Origin of the sequence: uncultured Arcticibacterium sp., from assembly GCF_964021845.1 — a bacterium.
Classification (GTDB): Bacteria; Bacteroidota; Bacteroidia; order Cytophagales; family Spirosomataceae; genus Arcticibacterium.
The window spans coordinates 104,782-125,005 of record NZ_CAXHZC010000009.1 but is presented as its reverse complement, the minus strand read 5'-3'; the positions used below and the strand labels follow the sequence as shown (position 1 = coordinate 125,005).

The following is a 20,224-nucleotide window of genomic DNA, read 5'->3' as shown; positions in this document are numbered from 1 at the left end:
TACGCAATGCACTCCGCTCTTCAATATATTAAACAGCCAACTTATTTTTTAGCTGCTCTTTCTTTTACTGTTTCATAAATCATCACTTGGTTAGATGCAATCTTAGAGAAACCTCTCACGTCATCTCCAGACCAAGCATTGTTCATTTCGCCGTAGCTACCGAAAACGTCAGACATTAAATCAAAATCAGATTTAATTCCTAATAATTCAAATCTGTAAGGAGCCAGTTTAACACGTACATCACCAGTTACATGAGCTTGTGTTGACTCAAAGAATGCTTCTATATCTCTCATGACAGGATCGTTAAATTGACCTTCATGCAGCTGAATGCCATACCATTCGGCTTGGTTTTGTTTCCAATACTGCTGCCACTTAGTTAAGACATGTTTTTCTAAAAGATGGTGAGCTTTGATAGTGATTAATGGAGCAGCGGCTTCAAACCCTACTCTGCCTTTTATTCCGATAATGGTATCTCCTACGTGCGTATCTCTACCGATTCCGTAAGGTGTGGCCAATAAGTGCAGCTTTCTAATGGCGTCTACAGGGTTTTCAAAAGTTTCTCCGTCCACACCTTTCAGCTCTCCTTTGACAAAACTTAGTTTAATCTCTTTCTCACCAGACTCTGTTCTTGGATTTGGGAAAGCACTTTCTGGTAAATTGTCATAAGAATTCAGTGTTTCTTTCCCTCCTACTGAAGTCCCCCAAAGACCTTGATTTATAGAATATGTAGATTTATGCCACTCTCTCACTACACCTTTTGACTTCAAAAAATCAATTTCCGCTTCACGCGAAAGTTTCATATCCCTAATTGGAGTGATAATTTCCGCGTTTGGTACGATAGTTCTAAATGCCATATCAAACCTAACCTGGTCGTTTCCTGCACCCGTGCTCCCATGAGCTATGGCTGTTGCATTAAGGCTCTTTGCATATTCTGCTACCGCAACCGCTTGAAAAATACGCTCCGCACTTACAGAAAGTGGGTAAGTATTATTTTTCAAAACGTTTCCAAAAACCAAATACTTGATACAGTCTTGGTAATACTTGTCTGCTACACGAGATGTATGATGACTTTTTACGCCTAATTCATAGGCTTTCTTTTCTATATCCGCAATCTCTTCATCTGAAAAGCCTCCGGTATCCACCAATACAGAGTGCACCTCCATACCTTTTTCTTCCCCTAAGTATTTTACACAAAACGAGGTATCTAAACCTCCACTATAAGCCAGTACTACTTTTTTCATTGATTTTTTGTTTCCTTAAACGTGCCGCAAAAATAGGGATAAATCCTTATTCAAGCTTAGATTCTGTTGCTCAAAACTTTGATAGCCTTTTACCTAGGAACCGTGAAATACATTATAGAGGCTATGACACTAAAGACAATATTCGGCAGCCATACTGCCAGAAGTGGATCCATATTGCCAGATTCAGCTATTCCTTTTGACATAATGTAAAACAGTATGTAAACAAAAGCCAAGACAAAGCCAATCGCAATTTGTAATCCTACACCTCCACGCCTTTTTCTTGCCGAAACTATCAAGCCCATTAATGATAATATAATGGCGGCAAAAGGCGTAGCAAATCTTTGATACAATTCTATCTGAAAGGGTTCTATCCCTTCTGAACCCCTAGTTTCTAATAACTTAATTTGCTCTTGAAGGTCGTCTATTGTATAGGTCTCTTGAATGCTTTGATTACTCTCAAAATCTTTTGGGAACATACTTATCGTAGAATCTGTATGACTACGATTCACTATGATATTATCTTTCATAATACCCAGCTCCCTGATTTTATAATCATAAATTCGCCATTGCTCTAGGGTATCTACCCACATGGCTCTTCTAGCAGAAAGCTTTTCTACTAATTCGTTCCCTTCAAACTTTTCAATTGTAAAATCGAAAGCTGTTTTTGACTGGTTGTTATAGCTGGAAAAATAGACATAAGTATCTGGAGCTACTGTTAAATGAAAGTCTCTGTCAGAAAAGAAAAAACGCTCATGAAGATATTCGTTTTCAAATGCTATTCTGGTGGCATTTGCCTTTGGCAACACCCAACCCATCATAAAAAAAGAAAACAACCCTACAATGAATGCTCCTATGACATACGGAATCATTAACCTTCTAAAGCTAATTCCAGCCGTAAGCATAGCTACAATTTCTGTATGAGCAGCCATTTTTGCAGTAAAAAAAACGGTAGAAATAAATATCATTAAAGGGCTAATGTAGTTTGCCCAATAAGGTGCTAAGTTCAAATAATATTCTAATAAGACTTTTTTACCAGGAGCTTCACTCCGAACAAAATCATCATTATGATCACCATAATCAATAACAAGAACAATTAGCACAATGATCAAAACTGAAAACACGTAAGTGCTTAAAAACTTTTTGATCAAATATTTATCTAAAATTTTCAACTGTTACCTTATTAAAACCTGTATGTTCTTTGAAACCTCAGCACTAATTCTTAGGGTTTGACCTTCTTCAATTTCAATTTCCAGAGACTTATCAAATTCACTAACCTCAATGACTTCAATTTTTAAGCCTAGTTTTAGGCCGAGCTTATCAAGGTGCTGTAGGAAAGGAGCCGAATCTTCTGAAACGCCCATAATTATCAAAGTTTTCCCTTTTTCTACTTCAGATAGTTTGTGTGTTTGAGAAATAGGCAAGTTACCTTTTTCATCCGGTATGGGGTCTCCATGTGGGTCAAACTTAGGAAAGCCTAAAAAGTTATCTAGCCTGTCTGTTAATTCTGACGACTTAATATGCTCTAGTTGCTCCGCCAAATCATGAATTTCATCCCATTTGAAGCCAAGTTTCTCCACTAAAAAAACTTCCCAAAGTCTGTGCTTTCTAATAACCCTAAGAGCTATTTGCTTACCTTCTTCAGTAAGGTTTACACCTTGATACTTTTTATAATTTACAAAACCCTTTTCAGCCAGTTTTTTGACCATGTCTGTAACGGATGCGGCACGCGTTTGTGTCACCTCTGCTAACTCATTGGTACTAACAGCCTCTCCATTTTTCTGCTCAGATAAATGGTAAATAGCTTTAAGATAATTTTCTTCGGTAAACGAAGTCATAGGATACATTATAGTGCGAAAAGCAAAACTAATCCAAATAGCACGGAATGAAAATTGATTAGCCTTAATTCATATAATTACCATACCAGAAAACCGTTTTCAATAGATAAACTAATTAAACCTATGAAAAAGTATTTCAGTCTATTCATACTTCTTGCTGCCTGTACCACCACTAAGAATATAGAACCAAATCAGGAAATTGAGATTAAAGAAGAAAGCACCCAAGAATTTATAATAAACGGTAAAACAAATTCTATTCGACTTTCGAAAATAGAGGATAGCAGGTGCCCTGAAAACGTAGTTTGCGTGTGGGCTGGAGAGGCTGTTGTAACTTTTGACCTGCTTATAAATAAACAACCCTATAGCAACCTACAATTATGTTTACAATGCGACCAAGAGACTGGAATACCCCAAGAACTAAACATAGAGAATCAAACCATTACGTTGGTGGCCGTAAATCCTTTTCCAAACACCGAGAACGTTGAAAAAGAGCAAATAGCCATCTTTAAAGTGAATTAATATTAGTGAAAAGGAGTTATACATATCCAAATTCATACGAATTGCGTTTAGCACAAAATAACCTAAATGAAAGAATCAGAAATTAAGTTTTTAGAGGGTCCAAAATCTAGATGGGCTGAATTTAAGATGGCCTTTGAGGTCTTTGCCGAGTTTATCAAAGGATTTAGAAATCTACACTTTATAGGGCCCGCTGTAACGGTTTTTGGCTCCGCCAGATTTAAAGAAGATAACCCACACTATATAAAAGCCAGAAAATTATCTGGTGAAATAGCTAAAACTGGTTTCACTATTTTGACGGGAGGTGGGCCTGGAATTATGGAAGCCGCCAATAGAGGTGCAAAAGACGTGGGTGGAAAATCGGTAGGAATTAATATCATTCTTCCACACGAGCAATACCCAAATCCTTACTTAGATAAATGGGTTGATTTAAAATACTTTTTTGTAAGGAAAACCCTTCTGATTAAATACTCTTATGCTTTTGTGATTTGCCCAGGAGGCTTTGGTACATTAGACGAATTCTTTGAGGCTATGACTCTAATTCAAACGGGCAAAATCAAGGAATTCCCAATAGTGGTTTTTGGCAAAGAGTTTCACGAACATATAGCAAAGCATGTTCAAAAGATGATTGACGAAAAAACTATTTCGCCAAAAGACAAAGAAATGTTTCTGGTTACAGACGACATTCAAGAGGCTGTAGAGCATATCAAAAAGCACACCATTGTGCCTTTTAAATTAAAATACTCTCCTAGTCCTATTTTTGGAGAGCACTCTTAATAATAGAAAGAGAATCCGTCATATACAGATTCTTACTTTTCCTTTTTAAGCAAGATTAAGCTTAGTCAATATACCTCTTATTGATAGGCCCATAACTATCTATGCGTCTATCTCTAAGGTATGGCCATGTGGTGCGGTAATACTCGGTAACTTCAGAATCTATTTCCTGTACATGTACTTCTTCTTTATCATGAGAGGCTAAGTAAAGTAATCTCCCATGTGGGTTAGCTACAAAAGAACCTCCCCAAAACTGCTGTTCGGCTTCCTGCCCTACTCTGTTAACAGAGACTACATGAACGCCGTTTGCTATTGCATGGCTCCGTTGAATGGTTTGCCAAGCTTCATATTGTTCTTTATTGATGACCTCACTTTCCTCTGTGGTATCCCAGCCTATTGCCGTAGGATAAAACAAAATCTCTGCACCCATTAAGGAGGTAATTCTGGCGGCTTCTGGGTACCATTGGTCCCAGCAAATTAGTACGCCAATTTTACCAAATTTGGTATCCCACACTTTATAACCTAAATCACCAGGAGTAAAGTAATATTTCTCATAGTAGCCAGGGTCGTCTGGTATGTGCATTTTACGATACTTCCCTAAATAGGCTCCATCAGCATCAATAACCGCTGTGGTGTTGTGATAAAGACCTTTAGCCCTTTTTTCAAAAAGCGAAGCAATGATTACAACGCCCAACTCTTTAGCTACAGCCTGAAAACGCTCTGTGGTAGGGCCTGGAATAGCTTCCGCTAAATTGAAATTTTCAGGTGTCTCTACATCACAAAAATATAAAGAGGTAAAAAGCTCTTGCAAACAAACGATGTTAGCTCCCTTTTCGGCCGCCTCTCTCGTTTTCTCTATTGCTTTTTGAATATTGGTTTCTACATCAGAAACACAACTCATCTGCACCAAACCTACGTTTACTTTCATTTCTGCTTTATTGATAAAAGAATTAGGACAAAAGACGTAAGACTTCTTTGAAAATTGAAATCATAAAGGAACTTTTGTTTTCTAGAAAATAATATAAAAATGGAAAGCCTATCAATACAAATCATCAATGCTCAAAATCCGCTCTATAAAGATGAACTAAAACTAAGAGACGAAATTTTAAGAAAACCCATTAATCTTAAGATTGAAGATGATGATTTGAGTGATGAAGTTAATCAAATTCATTTTGTAGCTCTTTTAGATAATGAATTAGTGGGTGTAGTGGTTTTAAAAAAGGAAGACCAGATTGGAAAACTCCGACAAATGGCGGTCAATCCAGAAATCCAAGGAAAACAGATTGGTAGAAAACTGGTAGATACTTTAGAAGCTTACGCCAAAGAGAATGGTATAAAGGAAATAAATCTGCACGCTCGCCATTATGCTGCCGGTTTTTATGAAAAGTTGGGCTACGCCAATACTTCCAAACCCGCTTTTGAAGAAGTAGGTATGAAACATTTTGAGATGGCAAAGGCTCTTTAATTGAAAACCTCGTTTCCCACAGTGCACCATTTCGGTTTCATTACTTTTACATACGTACTTTTTAAGAACCTATGAAAACGCTCTCCCTAAGTATTCTTTATTTTTGCTTATTTACTGGCTGCTCTAAAAACTACTTGCGAAGCTATCAGGGAACACCCTATACTGACGAACAATATTTAACTGGCGTTCAAAGTATACCAGGAAAAGTTCAATGCGAATACTATGACAAAGGCGGAGCAAGCATAGCCTATTATGACACCGACAACTCTAACTCAGGAAGTGGCGGACTCAACCCAAAAGATGAAACTTATCTAAATGAATTTAGAATAAACGAAGCCGTGGACATTTCATACACCAAAACAGATGGTATTGACGATAACCCACACAATTTAGTTACGCCAAAAATGGAACAGCTTTATGTAGGATGGACGGAGGCGGGAGAATGGACAAATTATACCATTGAAGTTCAAAAAAAAGGCTTATATCAAATTGGGCTGATGTACACGGCTAATCAAAATGCCGAAATTTCTTTAGCTATTAACGGTGTCAATAAGTCTGGCGTTTTGCGTATCCCTTCTACCTACGCCGAGGCTGATACCATTGACTGGCGACAGTGGCATCACTGGAATTACCTTAAAAGCATAGCGATTATTGAGCTCAAAAAAGGAACACAAATCCTTACGCTTAGAACAGTCTCCGCTGGTCAAATGAATTTTGACTATTTGAATTTTGTGAGGCTGAATTAGAGTTTTCTCTACTCTCAACTCTAATTAGTACTTTTCAAACTTGAATTATTTAATTCCACAAATGGTAAAAAAAGACAATGTTTATCTCTTTTCTGAAAAAAACAGAGAATACAAAATCATCCGTGAATTATCGCAAAGCGAAGTTGAAAAAATAGAATATGCCAATGAGGTTCTACATGAGTTTCTTTATTTTGAACGTCGTTTTGAGGTAATCAACAGGAACTATAAAGAATATCATGAGACAGTTTATAGATACTCAAAAAACAGAAAAGATGGTATTAAAATAAACAAAGAGTACATGAATGAAACCTTTGTAGAAATTAACAGAACCTTTATTAACTTCATAAGTTCTTTGAAATCTTATTCTGAGCACTTGGATATAAAACTTGCTAATAAATATCCCAATAAAGAAGAATACCTTAATTTTAAAAAGGCCGTAAGTCTAATCTACGACAACAATTTCTCATATAAATTTCTCTCCATATTAAGAGATTATGCGATACATTACAATTTCCCAATCCAAATAGTACGAATTAAAGGAAATAGAATTGAGGACTCAGAAGATTTTACCAAAGAGCTTATTATTGAATTTGAAAAAGAAAAACTCCTAAAAAACCCTCGAATGAAAAAGAAATTAGGTAAAGATTTAGAAAAATATAACAACTTCTTCCCTGTCCAATTTATAGTGCATGACATTAAAAAAATATTCATTCAGTTATTTAACGAATTCTTAAAAGTGGAGAAAACATTTTATCAAGAGCAAGCCAATTTGTTTCAAAAATTCTTGTCTGAGAATATTAATACAGACACCACTTGCTATGGAAAAATAACGAAAAAAGGAGACACTGATTTTATTTATGAAACAATCGTAATTCAAGAAAACATAGTAAAACGACTTAATGAATTATTAAATGAATCTCCGTTTAAAAACTAATTGAAAACCTCTTCCCTAGCTCCTCCAAACTTTCTACCACCTTATCATTAAGTGGCAATCCGGTTTTAAGACGCTCTGTTCTGAAGTTACGCTCTTGGTCTCCTGGAATTTGGACTTTTTCGCCATCAATGGCAGGTGCAGCACGGAATCTGTTTATCCAAATATCCATGTGCTCTTTAAAATCTGCGGCTGGTCTAAAGCCATCAATTCGCATAGCACCTAAAAAGTGCCCTGTACCTTTACCTACTTGCTCCGCGGCCATGCCATGAAAACCTGCTGTGGCAAATGGCGGCACCCAAGGTCCAAAATTTGCACCTGAAAGTACGCCCGAAAATATATCAACTATAGACCCTAAACCATAACCTTTATGACTTCCATGCTCTCTATCTCCACCTAGCGGCAATAAACCACCACCCTCTTTCACTGCATTATTATTATCTGTAAGTTTCCCATGAGAATCTTGTACCCAACCCATAGGAGCAGGTTTCCCCTCTCTTTGAAGAATTTCCATTTTGCCATAAGCTACTGCCGTTGATGCAAAATCTGCTAAGAAAGCAGGTTGCTCATTGGCCGGTATGGCCACTGAAATAGGGTTAGTTCCTAATAATTTTTCCTTTGAAAAGGTTGGCACTACTAATGGGGCAGCATTAGTCATAGCCCAACCTATCATGTCTTTTTCTAAAGCCAATGACGAGTGATAACCCGCTACCCCAAAATGATTTGAATTTTGAACAGAAACCCAGCCACTACCTACTTTTTCAGCTTTCTCTTTTGCCACATTCATGGCAAATGGTGCTACCACCAAACCAAGACCTTTATCGCCATCCACAGTGGCAGTAGAAGGTGTCTCATGAATAATCTTAATATTTGGCTTAGGATTTAACCTACCATGGTCAAACAATCTTACATAACCCGCCAAACGAGCTACACCGTGAGAATCTACACCATTTAAATCGGCAGAAATTAAGACGTCCGCCGAAAGCTTCGCATCTTTTTCTGAACAGCCAATGGCCATGAAAACATTTTCAGTGAATTTTCTAATTTCTTTATGGTCAAACATTCTATATTGGAGTTATGGAGCTGCGAATTTATCAATTATCAGTTTTAGGTGACGCTAAAATTGAAAAAAAAGCGTTTTTAGAACCAAATCCCTATTTATTCTATTCTTAGAATAAGATAGCTTTCATTCAAAAAAACTAAAATAACCAAATGAAGTCCCTAAGCACAGTTTTTATACTTTTTATATCGCTAGTTTCCTTTGCACAAAATGTGGAAACCAATGCCGATATCAATCACATTACCGTTTTCACAAACAGAGCTCAAATTAGCTCTAATGTTACCGCAAATTTGAAAAGTGGTCTTTCTAAAATCATCATCTCTGATTTGGCTTCTACCATTGATGCGAACAGCATTCAAGTAGGTGGAAAAGGAGATTTTGTTCTGCTTGCAGTCAATTTTGAGAAAGACTTTATTTCCAAAAAAATTCAAAATCTTGAAGATTCTTTAGAAATACTTCAATCTGAAATTGACAAAACCGAAATGCTATTGGATGTCAATAAGAATGAAGAAGAAATGATAATGGATAATACCAAAATTAAAAGTGACACCGATGATTTATTTGCCGACGATTTAGAATTGATGAGTAAATATTTCAAAAAGAAATTGACCGACATTGGTACCCAAAAATTAGAATTAAAAGCAAGAAAGAAAGCATTGGAAGCTAAAAAGACTGCTATTGAAAATCAAATAAAAACGGACCCCTCGAGAAAACTGCCGCTTGGTAAAATAATACTTACAGTAAAAGCGAATAAAGCTACGGTAGCAAATCTTGACCTTAAATACTTGGTTTACGGCACAGGCTGGAGACCAAATTATGATATTAGAGTGGCTAATACAGAAAGCCCTGTAAACCTTAAATACAAAGCGGAGGTTTTTCAAAATACAGGTGTAAACTGGAATAATGTTTCTCTAAGCTTATCTACTGCTCAAGTGAATAGCAGAACTGTAAAGCCAGAGCTATATCCACAATACCTTAACTTTTACGAGAACAGGCCTCCCGCCCCTGCAGCCATGCGTAAAAGTTCTATGAATGATGGTGCTTTAATGATGGCCGAAGAGTCTGCCGACATGGTTTCAGCGGGGAACTATGTTGAGGTTTCTGAAAACATGCTAAATACACAATTTGACATCAGTATTCCGTATACCATCAATACTGGAAATACAGAGACAGTAGAAATTCAAGATTTAAATCTTCCTGCTAAATATACCACTTATGTAGTGCCTAAATTTGACACTAATGGCTTTTTGGTAGCCGAAGTGTCCGATTGGGAAAAGTATAACTTAATGTCGGCTCCTGCCAAAATTTATTTAGAAGGCACTTTTGTGGGTGACTCATATTTGCGTACTGCTGGTGTGGAAGACAAATTGAAAATTAGCTTAGGTAGAGACGAGCGTGTGGAAGTAAAAAGAGAGGCGATTAAAAACTACAAGTCGAGAAAAACCTTTGGCTCTAACGTGAAAGAAAGTTTCGGGTATGAACTTACTTTTAGAAACCTTAAGAACGAAGCAGTTAATATTTTGGTAGAAGACCAATTACCTGTTTCTCAAAATTCCGACATTGAAGTGGAAATAGAAGAGCTAAGTGGTGGTATATTAGACTCGGAAAAAGGGAAAGTTACTTGGGAGCTTAATATTCCAGCCACTCAAAGCAGTAAACTAGACCTTAAATACACCGTAAAATATCCAAAAGATAAACAAGTGCTTAACCTATAAACCATGGAGCGAATATTAAAACACCTATTAAACTACTTTATGCGAGGGCTGCTCTTTGTAGCTCCCGTTGGTTTTACGCTCCTGCTACTTTATAGTGCATTTGATTTTGTTGATAGCTTGGCTAGGATACGTTTTGCGGCAGATAACCAAAGCCAAGAATACGTAATTCCAGGTTTAGGTTTTTTAATAGTAGTGGGAGGTACGGCCTTAATTGGTTTTGTTTTTACCCGTTTGCTGCCTAGTACCCTTCAAAATTGGGTAGAAAACGCCATTAAAAACTTACCCGTAGTTAAGATTTTTTATGCGGCTTTTAAAGATTTGATATCGGCTTTTGTAGGTGATAAAAAGAAATTTAAACATCCAGTTTTAGTGACATTGAATAAAGAGAATAGCGTGAATAAACTCGGTTTTTTGACCCAAGAAAGTCTAGAACAAATAGGCGAGGCTGAAATGGTATCTGTATACTGCCCGCATAGTTATGCCATCTCTGGCGATATGTTTATAGTGCCGAAAACAAGTATAAAAATGCTGGACTTATCAAGTGCTGAAGCCATGAAAGTTATAGTATCAGGTGGTGTTTCGTTTTCTGACAAAGCTTAATTCGAATATGTATAAACATCTATTTTTTGCTTTCTTTTTTCTAATTATTGCCCAAAGCTATGCTCAAGACCCGCATATGCGTGAAGCCGAAAGCGTAGAAGAGATTCTGAAAAAAAATAATCCAGAAGAATTTGAGGCAATGCAAAATCACGAGAAGTATCTGGTTATAGAAAAAATAGGCTCTACAAAAAGAAAGAAAATATTTCTAGACCAAGAAATAGCCTTACTCACTATGGATGATGTTCCATTTAAAGGAAACCTTACGAGGCTTACAGACAGCACGCTTTCGCTGACATACTTTGATAATACCATGCAGCGGTATGAGCTTCGAATGTTTTATTTGAAAGACATACAGCTCTTTTATAAGCGTTCTGTTCAAAAAGGTTTAAACTATAAACTTTCACCTGTAACGCTTCTTCCATTAGCTCTAGACTGGATTTACTTCAAAAGAAAACCCTGGGAAAACATTAATACCATTTACTATATAGCAGGAATAGAAGCCGCTAGAATATTGGTAGCTAATAGGAAGAAGTTTTTCAATAAGTATAAGTTTAATGAGAAAAGAAGACTCCGTGTTTTTCAATATTGATAAATACACCGTGGACAAAAGCCATATTTTTACAATATTTTAAGTCTTTGCTTTTATCTTTGCCACTCAAAATTTAAAAGGCAGTTCATGGAAAGCATTCTTCTCAAAAAAAACACGCATAGTTACCAAGGTAAAATACCTTTGGCTTCTTCTAAATCAGAAAGCAACAGAGCATTAATTATCAATGCACTATGTGGTTTTAAAGGCGACCTTGAGAACCTTGCTTCTGCCAGAGACACACAAACCATGATTCGGCTTCTTAAAGAAGACTCCGACACTGCTGATGTTTTAGATGCTGGAACTACCATGCGTTTTTTAACAGCCTACTTCTCTTCTAAAGGAGTTAAAAAGCTTATGACCGGCACACCAAGAATGCAGGAACGCCCTATTGGTATTTTGGTAGATGCTCTTAGAACTATAGGCGTAGAAATAGACTATTTGAAAAATGATGGCTACCCGCCTCATCAAATAAAAGGTTTTGCAAATCAAAGTAGTGACACGGTAACTATCAGAGGTGACGTGAGTAGTCAATATATTTCAGCTCTTCTGATGATTGCTCCTACTTTGCCAAAAGGACTCATGATTAACCTTACTGGTGAAATCGGTTCTATTCCATATATCACCATGACTATTCAGCTGATGGCGTCATTTGGTGTAACTGTTAAAGCAGATTGGGATGCCAAAACACTTTCTGTTTCTCCTCAAAAATATGAGCCCATTTCTTATAAAATAGAATCTGACTGGTCTGGTGCTAGTTACTGGTATAGTGTGGTGGCTTTATCTCGCTATGCTGATACCAAAATTGAGCTTTTAGGCTTGAAAGAAAACTCGCTTCAAGGAGATAGTGCTATAGTAGATATCATGAAGTTCTTAGGTGTAGAAAGTACTTTTACAGAGAATGGTGTTCTTTTGACCAAAATTCCTGATGCCAAAAGCTTAGAATGGGACTTTGCAAATTGCCCTGACTTAACACAAACTGTAGCGGTAATATGTGCGGCTAAAAATATTCCAGCTAAATATACGGGAATTGAAAGCTTAAAAATCAAAGAAACAGACCGCGTTTTGGCTCTTCAAAATGAGCTTAAGAAGATAGGCGGAGACTTGGTGGAAATAGAAACAAATCATCTTTACGAGGTAAAAGGAAATCCGAATATTTCTAATATAACAGAAACTCCAACTTTTACGACCTATGAAGACCACAGAATGGCCATGGCTTTTGCTCCTCTAGCAATGTTGATTGATGTGATTATTGAAGAGCCTGATGTGGTGGTTAAATCATACCCAGAATATTGGGAACATTTAAGTGAAGTTATTAAACAGCAATAATATTACTCCTGGTAAACCTTCTTATGAAAAAGCTCGTTTCTGAAAAGAGACGAGCTTTTTTAATAGCTTTGTCACACTAAACTTCAATATAAATGAACTTCATCACATCATTACCTTGGTGGGTATATTTAGTCCTAATTATTGTCACTATTATTCTTAGAGACATCTTCCAAAAAAGACATACCATTGTCCATAATTTCCCGCTAATAGGTCATATTAGATACCTCTTAGAGAGTATAGGGCCTGAGCTAAGACAATATATTGTAGCAAATAACAGAGAAGAGCTACCCTTCAATAGAAGGCAACGCTCTTGGGTGTATGCCTCTTCAAAAAAAGAGAACCATTACCAGGGTTTTGGTACTGACCAAGACATACATGAAGCAGGTTATATTTTCATTAAACCTGCTCTAATGCCCCTAAAAACCGACCCAAACGAATCTTTTGACAAGCCCTGTGCATCTGCCAAAATAATGGGTGCTCACAGAGATAAACCTTACCGACCAAAATCAATTATAAACATATCGGCCATGAGCTATGGCTCACTTTCTGCGGCAGCCGTTTCTGCTCTTAATCAAGGTGCTCATCAATTTGGCTGTTATCATAACACCGGCGAAGGCGGACTTTCTCCTTACCATAAGTTTGGCTCTGATGTTTGCTTCCACTTTGGTACAGGATACTTCGGTGTAAGAGACCATGACGGAAATTTTGATTTAGATAAGATGGTAGCCTTAGTTCAGGCCAACCCTAATATCAAGATGATTGAAGTCAAACTTTCTCAAGGGGCGAAACCAGGAAAAGGTGGCGTACTGCCTGGCTCAAAAATCACGAAAGAATTAGCGGAAATAAGGCATGTAAAAGTAGGCGAAGCTGTACTTTCTCCTGCTTCTCACTCTGCTTTTAGCAATATCCCTGAAATGGTGGATTTTATAGAAACTATAGCCAAGCACACGGGTTTACCTGTTGGAATCAAAGCTGCGGTTGGTAAATTAGAAATGTGGGAAGAGCTAGCTATTTTAATGAAAGACACTGGTTACGGGCCTGACTTCATCACTATAGATGGCGGTGAAGGTGGTACAGGGGCTGCTCCACCCTCGTTTGCAGACCATGTTGCTCTACCTTGGGTATATGCTTTTTCTTCTGTTTACAAAGTATTCCAGCGTTATGGACTTACCCAAAGAATAACTTTCATAGGCTCCGGAAAACTAGGAATGCCAGATAGTGCCATTATGGCTCTTGCTATGGGAGTTGACATAATAAATGTGGCACGTGAGGCTTTAATGTCTATTGGCTGCATTCAGGCACAAGTCTGCCACACTAATAGATGTCCAACGGGTATTGCAACCAATAATAAGTGGCTAGAGGCTGGGCTAGACCCTGCATTAAAGAGTGTGCGTTTTGCCAACTATATGAAAACCCTCACCAAAGAAATTATAGAAATAACGCATGCCTGCGGTTATGAGCATCCAAGCCAGTTTAACATGGATGATATAGACGTTTCTATGGGAGATAATGCCCATACCGCACCGCTAAGGTTAGCATACGGCTATCAGAAAGATGAGGTAGTGATGGCTAAGGATTGAGTTTTAGGAATTCGGAGGGGGTGTAAACGGGTATATCGCTAACTTTAAAATCATTTAAATCTCTAGTGATAATGCCTGCAATCTTATCAACCCCTGCTGCCGAATAATGTTGAAGAGCATCTTCTAAATCATTAAAGTCAGAATAGAGGGCTTGCTTTGCCAAATCAGAATTAGATGAGGTTATTTTCATAAAGCCGAGCAGGACTTTTAGATTCGAAATGGATTGCTCCTTTCCGACTATTTTAGAGCTGATATAGTGAATATTAGCAAGAGAAATTAAGTTCATAAATCCTGTAAGCTCTCCTTTTTCACATTTCCCTAACAATTCGGATGAAGCATCATAAAAAGGGTGCCTTAAATGGAATACATCCAAAATTACATTTGTGTCTATGAAAATATTCATCACAAAAACTTTTCTTGAAGTGCCTCCCAGAGTATATCATCATCTGTTTTCCCTTCAGGTATCGGTACGCATCCGCTCAATGATTTTACTAAAGGTGGTAGGTCAACGTCTTTAACATCTTCTTTTTCTCGTAAAACAGTTTTCAAGTAATTCTCAAACATGTTAGACAAGCTTCTACCAGTTTCTTTAGAATAAGCTTTGGCTTCCTCTATGATACTGGCATCTTTTATAGTCAATGTAAGTTTAGTGCTGCTCATTTTGAAATGATTTTATATCTAAAGCTATAACAAAAAAATAACACGTGCAAGTTCCTTGGAATTTGCACGTGTAATTGTTGTAGTCAAAAGTTTTAAAAAATGCGATTTCAGTTCCCTAGTAAAGAATAGATTGTATCCATTAACAACAAAAAATAGAATAATGAACCAACTCCGATAATAACTTTCTCTATCAAATATAGCCCAGCGGGTTCGTTTTCACTTATCAGGCTAAACTGGTAATTGATGCTTTTTTGCACAGGCATAAAAAGTAAAAAATTAACCGACAGAAAAATCACAACTGCCCACACATCTAATAATTCATTACCAGTTTCTATGAAATTAAACCCTAAATGAAGAAGAATTACTAGTACTGAAATAGTTAACCATGAGAATGGTTTCCCATCATTTTGCACTCCTAACTTATTAATCCTTTTGAGTAACCCAGGCAAGAATATCATATAAAACACCGACCTTATAACTGGTTGAATGTTCAACCCTAATTCATCAAGAATCATTGCCCAGTTTTTATAGAACCAATAAAAAAGATATAGTCCGAAACTGCACATTATTAATAGTGCAAAATTCAATATACCTATATGTCGTAAATGGATATTACTATTCATGATCTACCCATAAATCTCCCCCTTAGAGGCTAAAAGCGTATTATACATCAATGAAGCTACCGTCATAAGACCTACGCCACCTGGTACGGGTGTAATGAAACTTGACTTTTCTGATACCTCATCAAATTTGACATCACCCTTTAGAGCATAGCCACGTTTCTTAGAAGCGTCATCTACTCTAGTAAGACCTACGTCTATCACCACTGCACCTGGTTTTACCATGTCTGCTGTTATGAATTCAGGGCGACCAAGAGCCACTACCAAAATATCTGCTTGCAGCGTAATTTCCTTTAAATTTTGGGTTCTACTATGTGTTAGCGTAACAGTACAGTTTCCTGGGTAAGCATTTCTTTGCATCAAAATACTCATAGGCAGTCCTACTATCTGACTTCTTCCTACCACCACACAGTGTTTACCCGCAGTCTCAATATCATACCTTTTCATAAGTTCTAAAACACCATAAGGCGTAGCAGAAACATAAGCTGGTAAACCCTTTGCCATACGGCCAATATTTATTGGATGAAAACCATCAACATCTTTTTTAGGGTCAATGGCCTCTATCACTTTATCTACATTAATATGGTCTGGCAAAGGCAGCTGCACTATAAACCCATTAATATCTTCGTCTTTATTTAGCTCATCTATAATCTCTAAAACCTCCTCCTCAGTAGCACTCGCATCTCTTCTTACCAGCGTTGATTTGAAACCAATTTGCTCACAAGACTTGATTTTACTAGCCACGTAAGACTCACTGGCTCCATTATCACCAATCAAAACCGCAGCCAAATGGGGTACACTTCCTCCAGCCTCTTTAATTTTATCTACCTCAATTTTAAGCTCTGCCTTTACCTGGGCCGAAATTACTTTACCGTCTATTATGGTCATTTTATCTGTTTTGATTAATAAGATATCGCTTCTATTTATAAAGCAAGAAACCAGCTTTTATATAAACCTAAACCAGGCCAAACCTAGTCTACATACTTTCTAACCTTTTCCATGTCAAATTCATCTTCACCAGACACGGTGATATAGTTGCCTTTGATAGTATTCTCATTCCCATATTTCAAGAATGAGTTCCAAATATGGTCTACAAACCATGTAGGAATATAGCCCCATCTATTATCAGCCACTTTTCTTATAAAAAAACTGCGTTGAGAAATCTCCACAAACAGCCTCTTGTCATATAAGTTATTAAGGTTTTCATCATAAAAAGCGAAAAGTCCATCCACTATCACCACATCAAAACGTGCATTGAACTCTTCTACGAGTTCAAAAAGCAAAGCATGGTCAATAGAACTTGGCGACTCCCAGTCTGTTTTATCTCTAACTTTCGGAATTTCAGTTTCAGGAAACACAAAGTCATCTTGGTGAAAAATGATAGCTTTCTTACCTGTTTTCCTAAAGTAAGTCACCAGCAAATTTGCCAAGGTACTCTTCCCCGAACGGCTTACGCCTCCTATTCCTATAAGCATACTTTAATAGTTATTTTAGAACCAATTCTTCTTTCTAGTACTCACTCCTAAAGCTCCAAGTAACGTCCTGGTCAAGAGGTTTGCAGCAGTTCTTCCTACTTGCCTGGCCGCAGAACTACCCAAAATAGTTTCCATGGTAGATTTCTCTTTCTTAGGTCTTCCTCTTTTAGGCTTTGGAGCATTTTCGGCCTCTTCTGCCGCCTTTTCCATTTTGACACTCAATATTTCATAGGCACTTTCTCTGTCCACATCCTTATTATATTTCTTAACCAATTTAGAATTATCAACGATATCGTCAATCTCCCCTTCGGTCAAAACATCCATTCGGCTTCTTGGCGGGCACATATAAGTTACTGCCAATGGCGTTGGTCTACCTTTTTCGTCTAATGCAGTTACCAAAGCCTCCCCTATTCCCATAGAAGTCAATGTCTCTTCAGTATCAAAAAAGTCTGTTAATGGATAATTATCTGCCGCTTCTTTTATTTTTCTTCTGTCACTAGCTGTAAAAGCTCTAAGGGCATGCTGAATTTTCAAACCTAATTGACTCAAAACTGGGGCTGGTACATCTTGTGGGTTTTGCGTGCAAAAGTATATACCCACACCCTTAGACCTGATCAACTTAATAACAGTTTCTATCTGCTGGAGTAAGGCTTTTGAAGCTTCTTGGAAAACCAAATGAGCCTCGTCAATAAAAATCACCAACTTAGGTCTATCCTCATCTCCAGCTTCTGGAAGCCCCGCATAAAGCTCTGCCAAAAGACTCAACATAAACGTGGAAAACAACTTAGGCCTGTCTAACAAATCTGTCACTTTAAGTACAGAAACCACACCTCTACCTTTATCGTCAATTTTCATAAGGTCGTCCACATCAAAGCTGGTCTCACCAAAAAATTGGTCAGCTCCTTGCTGCTGCAACTCTATCACCTTACGCATGATAGTTCCCAAAGAGGTCGTTGATATTTTACCGTAATCTTGTTCAAACTCCTTTTTGCCTTCATCTGTAAGGTATTGAAGTACTTTCGTAAAGTCTTTTAAATCTAAAAGAGCCAAACCTTCATCATCACAATATTTAAAGATAGCCGAAACAATCCCTTCTTGGGTATCATTAAGTCCCAAAACTTTACCTAACAAAATAGGTCCAAACTCAGATACCGTAGCCCTAAGCCTAACTCCTTTCTCATCACTTAAACTTAATAACTCTACCGGAAAAGCCGATGGTTTATATTCTATTCCAGCAGCATCAGTTCTGGCCACAATAAAGTCTTTGGTTTCACCTTCAGCAGCAAGCCCACTTAAGTCACCCTTAATATCCATGAGCAAAACCGGAATCGAATTTTGACTTAGCCCTTCGGTCAATACTTGTAAACTCTTGGTTTTACCTGTTCCAGTGGCTCCTGCTATTAGGCCATGACGGTTCAGTGTACTCAAAGGAATTTTGATACCCGTATTAGGTACCACCTCGTCGTTTAGTTTTGCAGCTCCTAGTAAAATGCTGTCTCCTTTAAAAGTATAGCCACTGTTAATGGACTCTCTGAATTCGTCAATCTTGCTCATCTAAATGTAGGGGGTTTCTGGTTTTTCGGAAGCAAATTTAATTAAAACCACGTAGTTTTGAGGGCATCAATAAATTTAATGCCTTCATGGAGGACATAATAAAGAAACTTTCACTTGCCATGATTGTTTTCTCTTGCATTCTAATTGTCATTTTTTTGGTCGTTGACCTTGGTTTTTTTGGCAACGAGGTCAGAATCACCGGCTTATACTACGTGTTTATGGCAGCATTTCTGGGCTTTGCAACTTGGATTTATAAAAACAGAGGTAGATTTAAGGATTTTTAGAATATTTACCCCTGATTCTAAGATACTTATTTAAATAACGCTATCTTTGCAGCCCGAAAGAAGAAAAAAGAAGGAGGTGTAAAGTATGCTACAAATAAAAGTTAAAGAAAACGAATCAGTAGAGAAAGCTTTAAAACGCTTTAAAAAGAAGTTTGAGCGTACTCGTGTTTTGCGTGAATTACGTAGCCGTAAGCAATTCACTAAGAAATCTGTTGACAGACGTTTTGAAGTACTTAAAGCTAAGTATATTCAAAAAACTTACGGCGGTCAGGATGATTAATCCCTCGTTGTAAAGAATATTTTTCGACCATTTTTGAGTAAATGAGTTCTGCTAAAGGTACTTTTGTATCAATCAGTGCTTTCTCAGAAATGGTCGATTCTTTTTTATCCTACCTTCAGAACGAAAAAAGGTTGAGCCCAAACACCGTTTTGGCTTATCAAAAAGACCTTGCTCAGTTTTACCAATTTATTCAAGAAGACTTTGAAACAGATAAACCCTCTGAAGCTACTTTCAGAGAAATAAGGGCTTGGATTGTTTCCTTATCAAATCAAAAATTAGCGAACACGAGTATTAATAGGAAAATTGCCACGCTCAAATCTTTCTATTCATTTTTGCTTCGGAAAAATAAAATCAATAAAAACCCGACTTTAAAAATCCAGTCTCTCAAAACGCCTTCTAAACCTCCCGTTTTTGTATCAGAAACAGGTATGACCCAATTATTAGAAGAACTTTCTTTCACTGATGATTTTGCGGGTAATAGAGACCAAATGATTATTGAGCTTCTATATGGAACTGGACTCCGCTTGACAGAACTAATCAATATCAAACTAACAGACTTAGACCTTTTTGATGCGAAGCTTTCTGTACTAGGAAAAAGAAGTAAATACCGCATCATTCCTATTTCAGGAAAATTAAGACTCAATCTAAGTACTTACCTTGGCAAAAGGACAAATGAATTTGAGCAAAGCTCTGAATATTTATTTTTGACAAATAAAGGACAAAAGCTTTATCCTGTTTTTGTGCAAAGATTAGTCAAAAAATACCTCACCATGGTATCAACCCAAACGAAGAGAAGTCCACACGTTTTAAGGCATACCTTTGCTACGCACCTGCTAAATAAAGGGGCAGATTTAAATGCTATTAAAGAGTTACTAGGGCACTCAAGTTTGTCCGCAACCCAGATATACACCCATAATTCCATCGAAAAATTAAAGGATATCCATAAACTTGCCCACCCAAAAGCCGGATAATT

Annotated in this window: 22 protein-coding genes; 12 read left to right on the top strand and 10 right to left on the bottom strand. The window is 37.3% G+C overall.

Annotation, left to right across the window (positions count from 1 at the left end):
• Positions 1–41: 41 nt before the first annotated feature.
• The 3 genes from AADJ06_RS20515 to AADJ06_RS20505 form a co-directional block, all read right to left on the bottom strand.
• Complete coding sequence (locus AADJ06_RS20515) at positions 42–1,241, bottom strand: argininosuccinate synthase domain-containing protein (RefSeq protein ID WP_341228371.1); 1,200 nt, start codon at positions 1,239–1,241, stop codon at positions 42–44.
• An 89-nt stretch (positions 1,242–1,330) separates the two neighbouring features.
• Entirely contained in the window at positions 1,331–2,389 is a 1,059-nt protein-coding gene (locus tag AADJ06_RS20510) for an LptF/LptG family permease (protein WP_341228398.1), read from the bottom strand.
• 24 nt (positions 2,390–2,413) lie between these two features.
• Positions 2,414–3,076, bottom strand: a complete 663-nt coding sequence (locus AADJ06_RS20505) for a metal-dependent transcriptional regulator (protein WP_341228370.1) — start codon at positions 3,074–3,076, stop codon at positions 2,414–2,416.
• Between the two features lie 123 nt (positions 3,077–3,199).
• Here AADJ06_RS20505 and AADJ06_RS20500 point away from each other — a divergent pair, with 123 nt between their 5' ends.
• Complete coding sequence (locus AADJ06_RS20500) at positions 3,200–3,595, top strand: hypothetical protein (RefSeq protein WP_341228369.1); 396 nt, start codon at positions 3,200–3,202, stop codon at positions 3,593–3,595.
• 66 nt (positions 3,596–3,661) lie between these two features.
• Positions 3,662–4,369 carry a TIGR00730 family Rossman fold protein gene (locus tag AADJ06_RS20495; RefSeq protein ID WP_341228368.1) on the top strand — a complete coding sequence of 236 codons (708 nt, stop codon included), beginning with the start codon at positions 3,662–3,664 and terminating at the stop codon, positions 4,367–4,369.
• Positions 4,370–4,430: 61 nt separating this feature from the next.
• Here AADJ06_RS20495 and AADJ06_RS20490 read toward each other — a convergent pair whose 3' ends face one another.
• On the bottom strand, positions 4,431–5,294 hold the full coding sequence (locus tag AADJ06_RS20490; protein ID WP_341228367.1) for a carbon-nitrogen hydrolase: 864 nt from the start codon (positions 5,292–5,294) through the stop codon (positions 4,431–4,433).
• A 99-nt stretch (positions 5,295–5,393) separates the two neighbouring features.
• Between AADJ06_RS20490 and AADJ06_RS20485 the strand changes: the two genes are divergently transcribed.
• The 3 genes from AADJ06_RS20485 (at position 5,394) to AADJ06_RS20475 (ending at position 7,511) form a co-directional block, all read left to right on the top strand.
• A complete protein-coding gene (locus AADJ06_RS20485) occupies positions 5,394–5,831 on the top strand; it encodes a GNAT family N-acetyltransferase (protein ID WP_341228366.1) in 438 nt (145 codons plus the stop codon).
• A gap of 71 nt (positions 5,832–5,902) precedes the next feature.
• On the top strand, positions 5,903–6,577 hold the full coding sequence (locus AADJ06_RS20480) for a carbohydrate-binding protein (RefSeq protein WP_341228365.1): 675 nt from the start codon (positions 5,903–5,905) through the stop codon (positions 6,575–6,577).
• Positions 6,578–6,638: 61 nt separating this feature from the next.
• Positions 6,639–7,511 (top strand): hypothetical protein, encoded by an 873-nt coding sequence (locus tag AADJ06_RS20475; RefSeq protein ID WP_341228364.1) that lies wholly within the window; start codon positions 6,639–6,641, stop codon positions 7,509–7,511.
• Here AADJ06_RS20475 and AADJ06_RS20470 read toward each other — a convergent pair.
• A complete protein-coding gene (locus AADJ06_RS20470) occupies positions 7,501–8,571 on the bottom strand; it encodes an Ldh family oxidoreductase (RefSeq protein WP_341228363.1) in 1,071 nt (356 codons plus the stop codon). The genes AADJ06_RS20475 and AADJ06_RS20470 overlap by 11 nt on opposite strands.
• Positions 8,572–8,720: 149 nt before the next feature.
• On the opposite strand from AADJ06_RS20470, the gene AADJ06_RS20465 reads away from it, so the two are divergent.
• The 5 genes from AADJ06_RS20465 to AADJ06_RS20445 all read left to right on the top strand — a co-directional run bounded on the left by AADJ06_RS20465 (position 8,721) and on the right by AADJ06_RS20445 (position 14,378).
• Positions 8,721–10,283 carry a DUF4139 domain-containing protein gene (locus tag AADJ06_RS20465; RefSeq protein WP_341228362.1) on the top strand — a complete coding sequence of 521 codons (1,563 nt, stop codon included), beginning with the start codon at positions 8,721–8,723 and terminating at the stop codon, positions 10,281–10,283.
• 3 nt (positions 10,284–10,286) lie between these two features.
• Complete coding sequence (locus AADJ06_RS20460; RefSeq protein ID WP_341228361.1) at positions 10,287–10,883, top strand: DUF502 domain-containing protein; 597 nt, start codon at positions 10,287–10,289, stop codon at positions 10,881–10,883.
• Between the two features lie 7 nt (positions 10,884–10,890).
• A complete protein-coding gene (locus AADJ06_RS20455; RefSeq protein WP_341228360.1) occupies positions 10,891–11,472 on the top strand; it encodes a hypothetical protein in 582 nt (193 codons plus the stop codon).
• Positions 11,473–11,559: 87 nt separating this feature from the next.
• Positions 11,560–12,798: a 3-phosphoshikimate 1-carboxyvinyltransferase gene (locus AADJ06_RS20450; RefSeq protein WP_341228359.1), complete on the top strand. Its 1,239-nt coding sequence runs from the start codon at positions 11,560–11,562 to the stop codon at positions 12,796–12,798.
• Positions 12,799–12,890: 92 nt separating this feature from the next.
• A complete protein-coding gene (locus AADJ06_RS20445) occupies positions 12,891–14,378 on the top strand; it encodes an FMN-binding glutamate synthase family protein (protein WP_341228358.1) in 1,488 nt (495 codons plus the stop codon).
• Here the strand turns inward: AADJ06_RS20445 and AADJ06_RS20440 are convergent.
• The 5 genes from AADJ06_RS20440 to AADJ06_RS20420 form a co-directional block, all read right to left on the bottom strand.
• Entirely contained in the window at positions 14,368–14,781 is a 414-nt protein-coding gene (locus AADJ06_RS20440) for a PIN domain-containing protein (RefSeq protein ID WP_341228357.1), read from the bottom strand. The genes AADJ06_RS20445 and AADJ06_RS20440 overlap by 11 nt on opposite strands.
• Entirely contained in the window at positions 14,781–15,038 is a 258-nt protein-coding gene (locus AADJ06_RS20435; RefSeq protein ID WP_341228356.1) for a DUF6364 family protein, read from the bottom strand. The genes AADJ06_RS20440 and AADJ06_RS20435 overlap by 1 nt, the downstream gene beginning before the upstream one ends.
• Positions 15,039–15,664: 626 nt before the next feature.
• Entirely contained in the window at positions 15,665–16,546 is an 882-nt protein-coding gene (locus tag AADJ06_RS20430; protein ID WP_341228355.1) for a tetrahydrofolate dehydrogenase/cyclohydrolase catalytic domain-containing protein, read from the bottom strand.
• A gap of 83 nt (positions 16,547–16,629) precedes the next feature.
• Positions 16,630–17,133 carry a hypothetical protein gene (locus AADJ06_RS20425; RefSeq protein WP_341228354.1) on the bottom strand — a complete coding sequence of 168 codons (504 nt, stop codon included), beginning with the start codon at positions 17,131–17,133 and terminating at the stop codon, positions 16,630–16,632.
• Between the two features lie 15 nt (positions 17,134–17,148).
• On the bottom strand, positions 17,149–18,687 hold the full coding sequence (locus tag AADJ06_RS20420) for a helicase HerA-like domain-containing protein (protein ID WP_341228353.1): 1,539 nt from the start codon (positions 18,685–18,687) through the stop codon (positions 17,149–17,151).
• A 369-nt stretch (positions 18,688–19,056) separates the two neighbouring features.
• On the opposite strand from AADJ06_RS20420, the gene rpsU reads away from it, so the two are divergent.
• Entirely contained in the window at positions 19,057–19,251 is a 195-nt protein-coding gene (gene rpsU, locus AADJ06_RS20415; RefSeq protein WP_341228352.1) for a 30S ribosomal protein S21, read from the top strand.
• Positions 19,252–19,292: 41 nt separating this feature from the next.
• Positions 19,293–20,222 (top strand): tyrosine-type recombinase/integrase, encoded by a 930-nt coding sequence (locus tag AADJ06_RS20410; protein ID WP_341228351.1) that lies wholly within the window; start codon positions 19,293–19,295, stop codon positions 20,220–20,222.
• The last annotated feature ends 2 nt before the right edge of the window (positions 20,223–20,224 follow it).

What these genes read in the sequence shown, in the direction of transcription:
- AADJ06_RS20515 (WP_341228371.1), bottom strand. Translation starts at nt 1,241, where the DNA reads ATGAAAAAAGTAGTACTGGCTTATAGTGGAGGTTTAGATACCTCGTTT.
- AADJ06_RS20505 (WP_341228370.1), bottom strand. Translation starts at nt 3,076, where the DNA reads ATGACTTCGTTTACCGAAGAAAATTATCTTAAAGCTATTTACCATTTA.
- AADJ06_RS20500 (WP_341228369.1), top strand. Translation starts at nt 3,200, where the DNA reads ATGAAAAAGTATTTCAGTCTATTCATACTTCTTGCTGCCTGTACCACC.
- AADJ06_RS20495 (WP_341228368.1), top strand. Translation starts at nt 3,662, where the DNA reads ATGAAAGAATCAGAAATTAAGTTTTTAGAGGGTCCAAAATCTAGATGG.
- AADJ06_RS20490 (WP_341228367.1), bottom strand. Translation starts at nt 5,294, where the DNA reads ATGAAAGTAAACGTAGGTTTGGTGCAGATGAGTTGTGTTTCTGATGTA.
- AADJ06_RS20485 (WP_341228366.1), top strand. Translation starts at nt 5,394, where the DNA reads ATGGAAAGCCTATCAATACAAATCATCAATGCTCAAAATCCGCTCTAT.
- AADJ06_RS20480 (WP_341228365.1), top strand. Translation starts at nt 5,903, where the DNA reads ATGAAAACGCTCTCCCTAAGTATTCTTTATTTTTGCTTATTTACTGGC.
- AADJ06_RS20475 (WP_341228364.1), top strand. Translation starts at nt 6,639, where the DNA reads ATGGTAAAAAAAGACAATGTTTATCTCTTTTCTGAAAAAAACAGAGAA.
- AADJ06_RS20470 (WP_341228363.1), bottom strand. Translation starts at nt 8,571, where the DNA reads ATGTTTGACCATAAAGAAATTAGAAAATTCACTGAAAATGTTTTCATG.
- AADJ06_RS20465 (WP_341228362.1), top strand. Translation starts at nt 8,721, where the DNA reads ATGAAGTCCCTAAGCACAGTTTTTATACTTTTTATATCGCTAGTTTCC.
- AADJ06_RS20460 (WP_341228361.1), top strand. Translation starts at nt 10,287, where the DNA reads ATGGAGCGAATATTAAAACACCTATTAAACTACTTTATGCGAGGGCTG.
- AADJ06_RS20455 (WP_341228360.1), top strand. Translation starts at nt 10,891, where the DNA reads ATGTATAAACATCTATTTTTTGCTTTCTTTTTTCTAATTATTGCCCAA.
- AADJ06_RS20450 (WP_341228359.1), top strand. Translation starts at nt 11,560, where the DNA reads ATGGAAAGCATTCTTCTCAAAAAAAACACGCATAGTTACCAAGGTAAA.
- AADJ06_RS20445 (WP_341228358.1), top strand. Translation starts at nt 12,891, where the DNA reads ATGAACTTCATCACATCATTACCTTGGTGGGTATATTTAGTCCTAATT.
- AADJ06_RS20440 (WP_341228357.1), bottom strand. Translation starts at nt 14,781, where the DNA reads ATGAATATTTTCATAGACACAAATGTAATTTTGGATGTATTCCATTTA.
- AADJ06_RS20435 (WP_341228356.1), bottom strand. Translation starts at nt 15,038, where the DNA reads ATGAGCAGCACTAAACTTACATTGACTATAAAAGATGCCAGTATCATA.
- AADJ06_RS20430 (WP_341228355.1), bottom strand. Translation starts at nt 16,546, where the DNA reads ATGACCATAATAGACGGTAAAGTAATTTCGGCCCAGGTAAAGGCAGAG.
- AADJ06_RS20425 (WP_341228354.1), bottom strand. Translation starts at nt 17,133, where the DNA reads ATGCTTATAGGAATAGGAGGCGTAAGCCGTTCGGGGAAGAGTACCTTG.
- AADJ06_RS20420 (WP_341228353.1), bottom strand. Translation starts at nt 18,687, where the DNA reads ATGAGCAAGATTGACGAATTCAGAGAGTCCATTAACAGTGGCTATACT.
- rpsU (WP_341228352.1), top strand. Translation starts at nt 19,057, where the DNA reads ATGCTACAAATAAAAGTTAAAGAAAACGAATCAGTAGAGAAAGCTTTA.
- AADJ06_RS20410 (WP_341228351.1), top strand. Translation starts at nt 19,293, where the DNA reads ATGAGTTCTGCTAAAGGTACTTTTGTATCAATCAGTGCTTTCTCAGAA.